Origin of the sequence: Paenibacillus sp. P32E, from assembly GCF_001909085.1 — a bacterium.
Taxonomy (GTDB): domain Bacteria; phylum Bacillota; class Bacilli; order Paenibacillales; family Paenibacillaceae; genus Paenibacillus_AQ; species Paenibacillus_AQ helianthi.
The window spans coordinates 137,123-151,707 of record NZ_LVYY01000015.1; the positions used below are offsets into that span (position 1 = coordinate 137,123).

Below are 14,585 nucleotides of genomic sequence, written 5' to 3' on the forward strand. Positions count from 1 at the left end.
AAAAACTAACGCCCCGCATGTTCCGGACGTTAGTTCTTTAGAATATAGCTATGATCTAATCAACCCATCACAAGGGTATGAAAAGATTCCGCTTCCAGCTTGAAGGAAATTAGCGATGACCCGCTTTGCAGATGCAGCATCCGCGCCTCCCTATAAGGGTTGGCAATAACCAGCGTCAGCTTGCCCTCGGGCGTGCGGAATGCGACGGCATGTCCGCTCCACGGCCCCTTTAGCCCAATCCTTACCGAACCCGGCCCGGCAAAGCGGGAGAAATGCTTCATCACATAGTACTCCGGATTGCGGATGGTCTGCCTTGAGGCAGGATCAATGGTCAGCATGGAGTTCTGCTCCCAGCCCCAGGTGCTGCGCCCCTTCGGAGCAAGCGCCATATTCCAATAGATATAGGCGTTTACGCCGTTCATAAAATAGTGCTGGTACAGGCCAAATATATATTTGGCGTAAAACCAGGTGTTCTCGCCATCGCCGCATTCATTTTCCGTCTGCATATAGCGAAGCTCCGGGTAGCTCTGCACCGTACGCTGAATCGCATGCTTGCCTGCCCATTGATAGCCAACGCCTTTGACGTATTTATAAGCCTCCGGATCACCCAGTACCACACCTGCAAAGGCATCATAATCACTGGATTTCTTCTTCAGCCATTCATCCCACGGCTCCGGGGCATTGATCGTGCCAAGCCATATTTCCGTATCCAGCCCATGCTCCTCGAAGGCAGGTCCGAGATAATCGCGGATAAAAATTTTGAGCTGCTCGCCTGTCCAGACACAGGACGGGAACTTTTGGTCGGCAACTACCTCATTCTGCACATGCACCTGATGTATGGTAATCCCCTCTTGCCTGTAGGCTTCCACGAACTTCACGAAGTAGAGGGCATAAGCGGCAAGAATCTCCGGCTCCCAGCGAAGTGTGCCATAGTTGTAGGCTTTAGGGAATTTCATCCAGGTCGGCGGACTCCAGGGAGAAGCGAATAACTTCAGCCCCGGGTTCAGCGCGAGGGCTTCCTTGATATAGGGAATCAGCAGCTGTCTGTCACGTTCAATCGAGAAATGCTGCATGGCGTAATCGCCATCCGTTTCGTTCAAGCTGTACCAATCCAGCGCATAATCGCTGGCTCCGATAGGCAGCCTGCAGATACTGAAGCGCTGCTCTCCCTCAGGATGGAACAAGTTATGCATCACTCTGGCTCTCTCGTCATCCGGCAGATGGCACAGTACAGCATAGCCGAGTTCATTGAAGCAGCCGCCGAAGCCCTCGAGCGTTTGATAGATATCGTCGGTAACGGTTAGATTAGCCGGTGCAGCCCCCTCCGTTCCAGGGATTTCAGCCTCGGCTGCCCCGCGTTCGGTCCAAGGCGCATTTTCTGTGCTGGAGAACCATTTTAGCTGTATATTCGTCATCGTCTATACCTCCATTTGAGCATTGAATTCAGAAACTCATCTAATCTTTTCTGTGGACAGTCCTGCCCCAGATTCATGATTGCGCTTTCATTATAACTTGTCTTCATCACGGATGAAATGGACAATCTGGAGATCGGGGATTGGACTATTTTAATCCTTTTATTGGACACGGCCGCAAATCTGGAGTTTCTGTCCACAACTAACCCAAAAGGCAGCAAACCCCTGGTAAAGGGCTGCTGCCTTTTTCAATCCACACGAAGAGCTTAAAAGGGATAACAATCTTCTTCGGCTGTTATTTCGCTGCTACTAGAGCATTAAGCTCGCTTAGATCCTGAGCCAGATCCGCTTCGGTATATTTCCCCTGCCCGAAGCCGATCATGGCCCGTAGCGGCATATATTTCATCATCGCCAGGAACATCTCCGGATTATCCTCCATCGCACTTTCGAGCCCGAAAATACTGCTGAATTTCTTCGCGGTCTCTGCTGTAAGCGGATTGTCCAGGAGATCCCCGACGGTCGTATTCCGGTGAAAGCTTACTGCAATTTCCGTCGTGGAAGCCACTTCAAGTGTAGCATTTAGGCGGATATCGCGGGAGGACGCTCCGACCCCAATCCGGAAGGTTCCGCTCTCCACATGCCAATCCCTAAGCCCTACATTGTAGTAGGCAAAGGCGCGTTTATTCATTGTAAAAGAAACCTCGCGCGCTTCCCCGGGCTGCAGCGCCACCTTCTGGAAGCCCTTCAGCTCCTGCAGTGGACGGATATAGCTGCTCTCAACGTCACTTACATAGAGCTGCACAATCTCCTGTCCGGCCCGGCTGCCGGTATTCTTTATGGTTACGCTGACGTGCACCGTTTCCGTATCGCTAATGCTGGTTTTATCCAGCACCAGATCACTGTACTCGAATTCGGTGTAGCTCAGGCCAAAACCGAATGGGAACAGCGGCTCCAGCTCTTTTTTATCATAATAGCGGTAGCCGACGAACAAGCCTTCCTTATACTCGACCTTGTCCCCTTCACCGGGGAAATTCAGGAATGACGGGTTATCGCTCAGCTTCACCGGGAATGTCTCCGCCAGCTTACCGCTTGGACTTACAGCGCCGAAGAGCAGATCAGCAACCGCACCGCCAAAGGCCTGTCCGCCCAAATAGCCTTCCAGAACCGCCTTTGTCTTGCCGAGCCAAGGCATTTCTACCGGAGATCCGTTGCTAAGGACAACTATCAAATTCTCCTGCACCTCAGCCACCGCTTCAATCAGCGCAATATGGCTCGCGGGCAGCGACAGATGGCTGCGGTCATAGCCCTCCGACTCGTATCTGTCCGGCAATCCAAGGAACAACACTGCAACTTCTGACTGAAGTGCTGCCTCACGCGCCTCACGCAAAAGCTCCTCATTAATCTCATCACTGCCCAGCTCATATCCCTGCGCATACTGGAAGCTTGCGGAAGCTCCCGCCACCGCCTGCAGTTCTGCAAAAGCATCATCCAGCTTCGTCGGATTCACATGCGAGCTTCCCCCGCCCTGATAACGCGGCTTCTTGGCAAATTCTCCAATGATGGCAATCTTGCCTTCTTGGGCAAGCGGGAGCAGGCTGTCTTCATTCTTCAGCAGCACCATGCTCTCCCTGGCCACTTCACGGGCAAGCCGGTGGTGCTCCTCCGGATCGAACGAAGCGTTCTCCATTCGGTTCTCTGTCCGTTTACCAATAAAGCTCAGCAGCCGCTCCACCGCAAGGTCCAGCGTCTCCATGGACAGCTCGCCGCTGTTCACGGCGGCAACGATTTTGGCGTCGCCGATTCCGCCGCTTGAAGGCATTTCCAGCTCAAGTCCTGCCTGCAGCGCCTTCACCCGTTCGTTCACTGCTCCCCAGTCGGACACTACGAAGCCTTCGAAACCCCATTCGTCCCGCAGAATCCGGGTTAGCAGCGTTTCGCTCTCCGAAGCGTATTCACCATTCACCCGGTTGTAGGAGCACATGACGCTCCAGGGCTGGCTTTGCTTCACGGCCCCTTCGAAGCTCGCCAGATAGATCTCCCGCAGCGTCCGCTCATCAATGACGGCATCGGTAGACATTCGGCGGTGCTCCTGGTTATTGGCGGCAAAATGCTTCAGCGATGTACCCACACCCTGACTCTGCACACCCTGAATATGATTGGCAGCCATCTCCGATGATAAGTAGGGGTCTTCCGAGAAATACTCGAAATTCCGTCCATTCAGCGGTGAACGCTTGATATTCGCTCCCGGCCCCAGCAGGACGGCTACATCCTCAGCCTGGCATTCTCTGCCCAATGCTTCACCCACCCGGCGGATCAGCTCACGGTTCCAGGAAGAAGCGAGTCCAGCAGCCGAAGGAAAACAGGTAGCAGGCACACTGTTATGAAGACCCAGATGGTCGGCGCTTTCTGCCTGCTTACGTAGTCCATGCGGTCCATCGGTCACCATTACAGAAGGGATACCCAGCCGCTCAATGCCTTTGGTATGCCAGAAATCCAGCCCCGAGCAGAGTCCAGCCTTCTCTTCAAGCGTCATTTGAGAAATGAGGTGCTTTATGTCAGTAGTCATCATATACCTCCTTGAAAGTGCTTTCTTGTCTCCATTCTAATATACTTCCCGGCAGATTTATGGCAAAATCATTGTATTATTGGTATTTTCATTAGGTGTGAGGTGAGAGAATATGCTTGATCAACTAGAGGAAGGTGAACGGATTCCTTATATCTGCAGGTTGCTGTACGAGGCTTACCGGATACCGGTCATTTGGCTGAATACAGAGGGCGAAACGGAGCAGGCACTACCCCAGTTTTACCAAGCCCGGCCTCCCGCTCAAGACAGCCAGGGGCTGCTGGCAGAAGTTCGGGAGCATGTGCTGGATGCAGCGAACAGCGGGAGTGATGCAAGGACTGCTGCTTTGCCGCAAATCTGCACAACGGCATACCTGGAGAATTTCGTTGTACTCCCATTATCTGGTGAGCTGAAGCTGGCTGGAACCCTCGTGATCGGCCCTTCACTGTATACGTCCATGAACGAAGAAACCGCGGCAAGCCTCCTGCGGGACCATAATATTTCTTCTGGACAGCTGGAGGTCTGGTTGCAATATTACGACTTGCTTCCCGTACTGGACCGGATGCGGTTGTATCATGCGGCCATCCTGCTGTATACACTGGTAACCGGCCAAGCCCTAACCATCAACGAACTGCTGCTGGATTCACTGAAGCTCCAACCTGCTCAGCTAGAGGGCGGGGCACCTGATCTGGATCTGTCCTACCGCCGGGAAAATACCTGGCTGCACCATGACCCAAGCCAAGAGCGTGAGCTGTTCAGACACATCCGGAATGGAGACAAGGAAGGGCTGCTGCAGACGCATGCGGGTTTTAACGAAGATCAGTATGGATTGCTCTCCAAGAAAAGCCAGCTGCGCAGCAAAAAGAATCTCGCCATCACCTCTATTACCCTGGCAACACGCGCGGCCATGGACGGAGGGCTGTTCTGGGAGATTGCCTACACGCTGAGCGACTTTCATATTCAACACATTGAAGAACTGAAGGATATTCCGGCGGTGGACCGGGCCTTGCTAGCCGCGTTGTGCGACTTCGCCGATCATGTGAAAGACAACCACAGGTCCAAGCTGTCCCGCACCTCTGCGCTGTGCCAGAATTATATTTTCAACCATTTATACGAGGAGCTCAGCTTGAGCAAGCTTGCCGGGGTAACCGGGCTGAATGCCAGCTACCTGTCCCAACAGTTCAAGAAGGAGACCGGCCTGGCCGTCAGTGATTACATTCAGCGGGAACGGATCGGGGAAGCCAAACGTCTGATGGAGCTGCCGGGCATTACCCTCTCGGATATCGCATCCCGGCTTCATTTCAACGACCAGAGCTACTTCACCAAAGTGTTCAAGAAATATACCGGGATGACACCCAAGCAGTTCCGCCATGACCGGGGGATAACCTGATATTTTTCTAGTGATCAAAAAAATCCATTGCTAAAAGTAAAGTCAAAGCTGGGAGTCCGCTGGAGTTTCGTTACGTTTTCCGCATGTCTGAAGAATATAAAGTTGGGACTGAAATATCTATATCCCCGAGATATGTATCCACCAATTGGCTTATATCTCAGTTAACGTCTCCCGTATTTACTAAGCTTATTAAGAAGCTTCGAAAGTCCAAAAATACAAAGCAAAGTTATTCCTGCAACGATGGGCATTGATGAAGCAAATAACAAAAAACACGGTTGACTTAGAGCCGAAACCCCCATATATTATAATTAACTTCAGTTAATTTATTTACTGCAGTAAATTTAATTTCGGGGAGGTCTTTCATGATACACAAGCTGGCTAAAAGTCTTGAAACTGTAACGATTAAGCTGTGGCTGCTGTTTCTATTTATGTCTCAATCTATTTTTATCATCATGCAGAGTTATTCTATTCCACGCATAAGCCATGAGGCTGGTGGTCTCTTGATCTTTGATATGAATCCTTTGGGGTATACTTATGAATATACGCTTAAGTTTCTATCTCAGTTATCGGAAAAAGGCTACAACCTGTATCTTCATGTGCAGTTACCCCTCGATATTTTGTTTCCTGTCCTAAATGGCCTAACCGGATTATCTACTTTCATTTTACTGATGCGTCTACATCGTAAGGTGAAGCATACCTCAGCATTAACTGGATATTCTTCCTTTTCAAAAGCCGCATTATCTCTTCCCTTGGCCGCTATGTTCTTTGATTACCTGGAAAACCTCATGATATTCATAATGCTTTCGTATAAAGCGGCAGTTCCAGTAAACCTTGTATATGTTGCAAGTACTTTTACAATCATCAAAAGCATGTCAACTTCAATATTTTATATTGTGATTCTCGCGATCTTACTAGTAAACGGTGTAGCCTGGATTAGAAGCAGAACCAGGAAGGAGCAAATAGATGGAGAATTTCGGGATTAGGGAAAAAAAAGCAGCTCTTTTGAGGGTATCTATCCTGGAAGAGATGCTTCGTCTGCTGCAAACGAAAAGTATTAATGATTTAACCCTTGAAGAACTGTGTTCTAACATAAATACGACTAAAGTTACTTTTTTTAAGAACTTTAGCTACAAGGAACAGGTTTTAGATTACTTTATATGTAAGTGGCTTTATGATAGAAGTTTTGATATCCACCGCAAAAGGTATCAAGGTGAAGCAGGACTGTATAAAGTTTTTCAATCGATTTGTGATGACACGGTTCCGGGTAAAAAAATCATGATATCGCTCATTCAATATTATAGTAAGCTTACAGAAAAACCACCCGCTATCGAACCTTCACCTTACGAGTATTATCTGTTTAATAAGGAAGCCTTTGACCAAAAGGTAGAGCCGCTGAGCCTGCAGCAGGTTTTTATGTACCATCTTTCGGAGATTAAAACGATTCACCCTTCCCAATATAATGAATTTGTATGTCAATTGTTCGCTTTAATGTATGGTGTACCCATTCAAACCCATATTATGGAGCTTGATGATATGTACCCTTTCTATGAGGCAGGCATCAAGAGGATTGTCGGGGAACAGTGTCCACCTGTAACACCACTTTAGATAACACGCAATCACATGATCTTCAACAGGCAAATATAGCGGCGAAACAATGTTGTTTTATTATTTTTCATATGTTAATATTTTTCAAATAATAGAAAATAATAGAATAGGATAGACAAATTTTGAAAAGGCCTTTGGAGGATGGAAATGAGAGTCATAAATATTTTGGTGGTTATTGTTGTTATCGTTGCCATTTTATTGCCGGCATATCTATGGAACGAAGCAAAGAACAATTTCTCGCACAAAAGACAATATGAGAGGAATTGGCAATTGAAATTGCCTTCCAAATTCAAGGAACTTGATCAATATACAAATCAAGGTGGATTTCACGGGGATGGGATACGCTATACTATTTTTAAAACTAAAGAAAAACACTTTTCCTCAATATTAGAGTCAACAAGCGGAAGAAAGACTATTAATAAATATTCCGGGGATACTCTTCATGATAATGAAAGAGATATAAAAAAATATGTTGAGAATATATTGAAGCGCTTAGATGTTTCTAAAGATAAAATGCCAAATTTTAATCAAGTTTACTTATGGCAAGAGTTCAATTATGAATCTGATAGATTAGTTGTTATATATTTTCCAAACAGGAAACTTTGTTATTTTGTGGAAGAATTAAGATGAATTACATCATATACATACGCAGAAACCTCCCCTTTTGGAAAATAAAGGAGAGGCGTGGCTTGGCCCCTCCCTTGGTTGGACTTTCACCAACTAGATAAATGCGTACCTCAGGGCACGCCGCACAACAAAGAGAACAGTCCGCAGGCTGTTCTCTTTCGCTGTCTGCCTTAGAAGCAGGTGAACGAGCTAATCCGATTCAAATCGATACCGAAGTATCCCCAGAAGAAACCGAACCATCTGAACCCCGCAATCGAATTTCGCCCGACGAATTCCGGGTAGAACCAGAATTGCTCGCCGTTGTTCAGCCAAATGTATGTGTTACGGAACAGGCAGCGTCTGATCCCGCCGGGATCGACGGCAAATGTGGTGGCCGACATTTGCGGCACGAATTGCGGTGGAGGAGCCGTCGGCGCTTGAACGCCTCCCGGTGCACCTCCTGGAAGTCCCGGAGTCCCGGGACCTCCACCTCCCGGCACGCCAGGTCCGCCCGGAAACCCTCCCCCGGTTCCCGGCGTTGGAAAAAATCCCATATGTGATCGCTCCTTTCAATGAGTATGCATAATCATCATATGCATTCGCGGAAAGGGCGCTTGGGCGAATGCCCATAAAGAGTAAAGCACCTATCCCATGGGGCAGGTTCTTTTTATGGATTATAACTTCCGTACTGGCCTGATATACTTCAAAAACCGCTCCGGATCGTGATACACGTAAATGATTCTCCCAGGGGAAGTATCAAAGCGGTAACCAGTGTCTGCAAAATCAAAAGTTGCCATTCCGCTTTCCATCTTTTCCTCTACAACACGATTTTCGTGCTCATAATTGAATGGCCCATGTTCAAAAACAATATACTCGGCTTCGGGAACATCAATCATAAGCATTTGTGACGGTACTTCACCTGTATAATCCAAAGGAAGACGTACACCAAAACACTCTATACGTGGAATACCCCAATCACAGAGTCTGCCAGCCGGGTCATTAATGTAAGCCATAATCTGACCGCTGCCACCGTTAGATTCACTCCCGCCATCGTCATCCAATTTGCCCTTAATACTATCGAGTAAGCCGCAAATGGTTTCGCAGTCCTGTCCCGGAATAAGACTTTGCTTTTGCCAAAAATCCCAATACCCGTTACTCTCATAGTTTTTAATGTGCAAAAATTGGTGTGCGGGAATGGTTACAAAATAAATGTTAACCTCATCTGCAGATTTGATCATCCCAATCTCTCCCAATCCGAAAAAGTAGCGGTCGAAAGAGTTTATTTTTGTACGAAGGGCGACAGGCCTAGGCTTTTTTCGGTATTCACTTGGAGTTACACCATATGTTCCCTTGAAAGCCCTGGTAAATGCTTCATGTGATGAAAAACCATAATCAAAAGCAATATCCAAAATACTTCTCTCACTATCCCGAACCTCTTTTAGTGCAAAGGCTAATTTTCTATGCCGCAGATAATCCCTAAATTGCATACCCGATATTTCCTTGAATTTTCTCGTAGTATGAAATTCGGAATAACCTAACTTGCGAGAAAGAAATCGTAGCGTTATGGCTTCACTGTTACGATTCTTAATACACTCGTCAATTTCATTAACGATGATTTGGATTTGCTTGTGCCACTCGTGCATTCGACTGTTCACCTCGTTTCAACCACTCTATAGTCATTGTAGAGTGATGGATACTGCATTGCTTGATTCTACTTGCGGAAAAGAGACCATCGAATATGCTTTTGAAGAAAAGTTTTTGAAGAAAGTGTTAGTTCATTCAAAATCATGCTCCTAATTAGGGGTAGTGACTTGCCCCGCCGGAACAGTTAATTTCCTGCCCGCCCTTTCGACTGCTCCCGGACCAGTGAGAGGAATGCTTCCGCAGCCGGCGACAACGTCTCCTGCTTCCGGGTACAGACAGCAATCGGATTCAACAGCGAAGCGCCTTTGACCCTCACACGGTCCACTTCTCCGCGCTCGACATTGTCCCTTACGGCCAGGGAGGAGATAAAGATGGCTCCGTAGCCAGCCATGACAGCCCGAACCATCTCGTTCACCCCGTTAAATTGCAGACCGACCTTGGGAGGATTCACGTTCAAAGCCCGGCACAAGGAGAAAAGACGCTCCCGGGTAGAGCTTCCCTCTTCACGCAGAATGAAAGGAACCTTCATCATTTCCGCTAATGTAATTTCCTTCCCGGCGTATGGATGGTTTTTGGGTACAATAAACCAGAGCTCGTCCTCCAGAAGCTCCTCCCATTCGATACCCGGCTGCTCTTCCCAGCCGCCTCCGTAGACGGCTACCTCCGCATCATACTGCAGTAGCCCATCCACTGCTTCCCGGGAGTTGGCCGTGGTCAAGACCACCTCTACGGAAGGATGCTCCTGCTTGAAGAGAGCCAGCCATTCCGGCAGCAGCAGATTGGCTGGCAGATAGGTGGCGACGATCCGCAGGATACCGCTGAACCCGGCCTTGTATTCCCGGACCACTTCATCCAGCTCCCGCTCCAGCGCAAACAGCCGTTTGGCGTGGCTGGCCAGCATCTGCCCCGCATCGGTCAATAGAATGCCACGCCCCTTGGAGACCAACAGTTGGATACCCAGCTCCTTCTCCAGGTTGCGTATTTGGGCCGTAACCGCAGGCTGGCTGATCCGTAGTTCCTCCGCGGCGCGGGTGACTCCGCCTTTTTCGGCGATGGTGTGGAATATTTTAAGGGCGTGAAGATTCATAAGATAACCTGCCTTCTACATCAAAATTGATGAATAACGAAAATATATATATTTTTCTGATAAATCATTATGCTTTATTGTATGAGTTAGAGAAAGTTTTCACAAGAGTTCAACGTTAAATATAAAGGAGAGAAAAGTTATGCGCAAAACTAAAATCGTCTGCACCATCGGTCCCTCCAGCGAAAGCCCTGAAATGCTACGGAAGCTGATCCAAGCCGGTATGAATGTTGCCCGCCTGAACTTCGCCCACGGAGAGCTGGACGAGCACGCGGAGCGCATCCGGCGCATCCGGGAAGCAGCCAAAGAGCTGAACCAATACGTTGCCGTCCTGCTCGACATCAAAGGTCCGGAAATCCGCATCGGCAAAATGGCCTTGGACTACGCGGAGCTGGTACCGGGTGAAGCCGTGGTTCTGACCACCGAGGAAGTGCTCGGCACCAAGGACCGCATTCAAGTCACCTACAAGCAGCTGCCCCAAGATGTGAAGCCCGGCAGCATCATCCTGATCGATGACGGTCTGGTCCGTCTGGAGGTCGTACATGCCGAAGGCACCGAGATCACCTGCCTTATCAAGAACGGCGGCAAGCTGAAGCAGCGCAAGGGCGTCAATGTTCCCGGCGTCCAAACCAGCCTTCCCGGGGTAACCGAGAAAGACGTCCGGCACATCAAGTTCGGCATTGAGCAGAACATCGACATCATCGCCCAATCCTTCGTCCGCAAAGCCGAAGACATTCTCGAAATCAAACGTATCCTCAGCGAGCACAACGCCGGCCATATCCAAGTCATCGCCAAGATCGAAAATGACGAGGGTGTGGAGAACCTGGACGCCATCCTGAGCGTAGCCGACGGCCTGATGGTAGCCCGCGGCGACCTGGGCGTAGATCTACCGGTGGAGGACGTGCCGCTGGTTCAGAAAGAGATGATCAAGAAGTGCAACCTGGCCGGTAAACCCGTCATCACCGCCACCCACATGCTGGAGTCCATGCAGATGAACCCGCGTCCGACCCGTGCGGAAGCGGGCGACGTCGCCAACGCCATCTTCGACGGCACTGATTCCGTTATGCTGTCCGGCGAATCCGCTGCAGGCAAGTACCCGCTGGAGTCTGTCGAGACCATGGCCCGCATCGCCGCCCGCGCCGAATCCGCCCTGGGACTCTACGGCCGCTGCAGCTGTGAGGGTGACGGGGCTTCCACCGACGTAACCGGCGCCATCGGCGAAGCCGTTGCCCATACGGCCCTCGTGCTCTCCGCCAAGGCTATTCTCGCCTTGACCGAAAGCGGCTTTACCGCCCGCACCATCGCCAAGCACAAGCCGGCTGCACCGGTCATCGCTGTATCCACCAAGGAGAGCGTACTGTATGCCCTGTCCTTGACTTGGGGGGTAACCCCGCTGCTCCGCAGCGAGTCCGCTTCCAGCACTGATGCAGCGGTAGCAGCCGCCGTTGAACTGGCCAAGTCGGCCGGCTACGTGCAAGATGGCGACCTGGTGGTCATCACCGCAGGCGTCCCTGCAGGCCGCACCGGAACTACCAACCTGCTGCGGGTTCACCAAGTAGGCGAAGCGCTCTAAAAAGTAAAACAATCCGTAGCAGGAGCCTATCGCACCTGCTACGGATTGTTTTGTTATACCCTTTTTGTTTTACCCTGCGTCCCTATACAAGCCTTCCTGCTGGCACTAACGATAATTTACCGTCTTCCATCCGGTATACCTTATCGCAGTAGGTGAGCATCCGGTCATCATGAGTCACCATAATCGCCGCTTTATGGCGTGTTCTTACCTCATGGGCAATCAAGGAGACAACCTCATGGGCGCGTTTGGTATCCAGGCTTGCTGTAGGCTCGTCGGCCAATATGACATGGGGATCGTTAATTAACGCCCGGGCAATGGCGGTACGCTGTTTCTCGCCCCCAGACAGCTCCTCCGGGTAGCTCTTCAGCTTGGCGCCTAGCCCTAGTTCTTCAAGCAATTTTACGGCAAAAGCTTTATCAGCTGCGGCAACTTTTCCCGCCATCCGCTTCACCACAAGCAATTGTTCAAGAACATTCAGGTATGGAACCAAATTTGAAGCCTGCATGATGAAGCCAATCTCACGCAACCGGATGTCCGATAGTTGGTTGCCTGACAGCTTCGATATATCCTGCCCATTTAATATAACTTCTCCTTCAGTGGCTTTAAGCAATGCACCCGCAACGGATAAGAAGGTACTTTTACCCGAACCGGAAGGTCCCACTACCGCAACGAACTCTCCAGTTTGCACATTTATGGATACGTTATCTAGTGCTGGAATACGATTCATTCCTTCATTGTAATATTTTGAAGCCCCTGTAATTTGCAATCCCTTAGTCATTATTCAACCCTCCCAAGCGCTTGAAGCGGATCAATTTTCGAAATCATGCGTACGGACACCAAGGAACTAAGCAAGGAAATCACTAGTAAAATGATGGAATACGTCAATACCAGCTTGGTTTCAAGCATAAAAGGCATGCCTTTTGGCATGATTGCCGCTGTCGCATAAGTTAGGATTATGCCAACGATAATGCTAGAGAGCGACAATACAAACACCTGTGAGACGACGGCTTTGCCCAAGAACCCATTCTTAGCTCCGATAGCCTTCATGATTCCGAACTGGTTCGTCTTCTGCATTGTAAATACATAGAAGAACACACCAAGTACGAATGCCGAGATCGTAAGCAGGAACGCAAGCATCATCATGATCGTGCCATTCTCTTCTTTGTAACCGGGCATTCCCTGCACCGCTGCTGCACGGGTAACTGTTTCGGTCCCCGCCAATTCTTCATTGATGGCCTTAGGGTCAATATCCTTACCTTGAAGCATGATCGCATTAACTGGTTCCGTGACCCCTTTGTCTGAGCCTGGTGCTGCAAACGCAAGTTTTCGCCACTCTGTAATAGGTATGAAAACAGCAGATACATGGTTGTACGTCTGATTCTGGACAAAACCGGCAATAGTCAATGATTCCGTTGAACCATCCAGCTTGAAGGTGTCCCCAAGATGAAATCCCTTCTCTTTCATGGTCTTATTGACGATAACTTTCGTCATATTCTCGGTTGTCAGTCCCACACCTTCAATAATCGACGGCTCTAAAAAGCTTCCCGGATCAATACCAATAATAGCTATATCTACTTTATCCTCATTGACTGCACCATTTCCTTTGATTGCCGATGCCATGATGGTGCCCATTGGAGAAACGGCGCTAACATTCGGCATTTCTGTTAATTTTGCGGTCAACTCATTAGACAATAAAGACTTACTCATTGACGCTTTCGACCCTTGTTCGAAAACCACATAATCGGCCTTCATGGTTTTAAACGTCGAAGCCGCCAGTGTAGATAACCCATTCCCCAAACCCGATAAAACAAATACCAACCAAGAAATAAGCACAAAAATAACTGCAATCATCACAAACCTTGTCTTGTTGTGTTTCAATTCCTTCCATGCCAAGAACATAGTGTATCCCTCTCCTCCTCTTAAATAAATGACACAAGTGTCAAATTAAACATCTGGTATCTCTTTGTATTTTTGCTGACTTGTTATTAATATAGTATGAACCATTTTCGACACGCATGTCAAATATAATAAATGGAAATGGACCTCAGTCCCTTCCAGCTCCCCCCAGCCACATTTTGTACAATAGCTTACTCCACTCAGGTGTAGGCATGTTCAGCATATTAGGCGTTTCGATAAGGTTAAAATAGACGCCTATGATGACCGGAAGGGGAATGCTTGTTTTTAAGTGTCCCTCTTCCTGCGCACGGACAAACAATAGCTCAAGTTGATTCTTTAAAGTGATATGTGCTTGCTCAACAAATTCAAGATCACTCGCTGCCGCAACAGAATTGGCTATATTTATTTTATGAGCATCTCCAAGCAATTGGTGGAAATCAGCCTCTTCCAGATACACTGTAAGCAGATTCTGAAGAGCGATCATACCATCCGTCTCATCAATCGCTGACGCTTTTCGTAGTACATTTTCCATTACGCGCTTCATACATGCAGCAACGATCTCGTCTTTATTGGCATAATACTGGTATATTGTACTTCTTGCCCCAACCAGGTTCTGCGATAACAATTTAAGCTGAAACCCCTCATATCCGTGTTGCAGGAGCAACTGCTTGGTCTGGTCCAGCAACTCCGATTTGGTAAAAGCCTGCTTTCTTCCCATGTTGATCACCGCCCCTAACTGTTCAGTAGTCTCATTGTAACAAAAAATTACGCTTATTGTATTTTCCCCGTTCAAAACTCAACACAGTCATTGA

Annotated in this window: 13 protein-coding genes; 5 read left to right on the forward strand and 8 right to left on the reverse strand. The window is 48.7% G+C overall.

Annotated elements, in window-relative coordinates; all coding sequences use genetic code 11:
- Window positions 1-59: 59 nt before the first annotated feature.
- Both A3848_RS16430 and A3848_RS16435 read right to left on the reverse strand, forming a co-directional pair.
- Window positions 60-1,415: a glycoside hydrolase family 30 protein gene (locus A3848_RS16430; protein WP_074085990.1), complete on the reverse strand. Its 1,356-nt coding sequence runs from the start codon at window positions 1,413-1,415 to the stop codon at window positions 60-62.
- A 292-nt stretch (window positions 1,416-1,707) separates the two neighbouring features.
- Entirely contained in the window at window positions 1,708-3,978 is a 2,271-nt protein-coding gene (locus A3848_RS16435) for a glycoside hydrolase family 3 C-terminal domain-containing protein (protein WP_074085991.1), read from the reverse strand.
- A gap of 112 nt (window positions 3,979-4,090) precedes the next feature.
- On the opposite strand from A3848_RS16435, the gene A3848_RS16440 reads away from it, so the two are divergent.
- The 4 genes from A3848_RS16440 (at window position 4,091) to A3848_RS16455 (ending at window position 7,600) form a co-directional block, all read left to right on the forward strand.
- On the forward strand, window positions 4,091-5,365 hold the full coding sequence (locus A3848_RS16440) for an AraC family transcriptional regulator (protein ID WP_074085992.1): 1,275 nt from the start codon (window positions 4,091-4,093) through the stop codon (window positions 5,363-5,365).
- Window positions 5,366-5,727: 362 nt separating this feature from the next.
- Window positions 5,728-6,348: a hypothetical protein gene (locus tag A3848_RS16445; protein WP_074085993.1), complete on the forward strand. Its 621-nt coding sequence runs from the start codon at window positions 5,728-5,730 to the stop codon at window positions 6,346-6,348.
- Window positions 6,329-6,970, forward strand: coding sequence for a TetR/AcrR family transcriptional regulator (locus A3848_RS16450; protein ID WP_074085994.1), 642 nt, complete (start codon window positions 6,329-6,331; stop codon window positions 6,968-6,970). Before A3848_RS16445 ends, A3848_RS16450 begins: the two co-directional genes overlap by 20 nt.
- Window positions 6,971-7,117: 147 nt before the next feature.
- Window positions 7,118-7,600, forward strand: coding sequence for a hypothetical protein (locus tag A3848_RS16455; RefSeq protein WP_074085995.1), 483 nt, complete (start codon window positions 7,118-7,120; stop codon window positions 7,598-7,600).
- 167 nt (window positions 7,601-7,767) lie between these two features.
- Here A3848_RS16455 and A3848_RS16460 read toward each other — a convergent pair whose 3' ends face one another.
- The 3 genes from A3848_RS16460 to A3848_RS16470 form a co-directional block, all read right to left on the reverse strand.
- A complete protein-coding gene (locus A3848_RS16460; protein WP_074085996.1) occupies window positions 7,768-8,130 on the reverse strand; it encodes a transporter in 363 nt (120 codons plus the stop codon).
- A 120-nt stretch (window positions 8,131-8,250) separates the two neighbouring features.
- Complete coding sequence (locus A3848_RS16465) at window positions 8,251-9,219, reverse strand: helix-turn-helix transcriptional regulator (RefSeq protein ID WP_074085997.1); 969 nt, start codon at window positions 9,217-9,219, stop codon at window positions 8,251-8,253.
- A gap of 185 nt (window positions 9,220-9,404) precedes the next feature.
- On the reverse strand, window positions 9,405-10,307 hold the full coding sequence (locus A3848_RS16470) for a LysR family transcriptional regulator (protein ID WP_074085998.1): 903 nt from the start codon (window positions 10,305-10,307) through the stop codon (window positions 9,405-9,407).
- Between the two features lie 139 nt (window positions 10,308-10,446).
- Between A3848_RS16470 and pyk the strand changes: the two genes are divergently transcribed.
- A complete protein-coding gene (gene pyk, locus A3848_RS16475; protein ID WP_074085999.1) occupies window positions 10,447-11,877 on the forward strand; it encodes a pyruvate kinase in 1,431 nt (476 codons plus the stop codon).
- An 82-nt stretch (window positions 11,878-11,959) separates the two neighbouring features.
- Here pyk and A3848_RS16480 read toward each other — a convergent pair whose 3' ends face one another.
- From A3848_RS16480 to A3848_RS16490, 3 genes are all read right to left on the reverse strand, one after another.
- The gene (locus tag A3848_RS16480) at window positions 11,960-12,655 is read right to left on the reverse strand and encodes an ABC transporter ATP-binding protein (protein ID WP_074086000.1); all 696 of its coding nucleotides are present in this window, start codon (window positions 12,653-12,655) and stop codon (window positions 11,960-11,962) included.
- Complete coding sequence (locus A3848_RS16485) at window positions 12,655-13,776, reverse strand: ABC transporter permease (RefSeq protein WP_074086001.1); 1,122 nt, start codon at window positions 13,774-13,776, stop codon at window positions 12,655-12,657. The genes A3848_RS16480 and A3848_RS16485 overlap by 1 nt, the downstream gene beginning before the upstream one ends.
- 145 nt (window positions 13,777-13,921) lie before the next feature.
- Entirely contained in the window at window positions 13,922-14,491 is a 570-nt protein-coding gene (locus A3848_RS16490) for a TetR/AcrR family transcriptional regulator (RefSeq protein ID WP_074086002.1), read from the reverse strand.
- Between the last annotated feature and the right edge of the window lie 94 nt (window positions 14,492-14,585).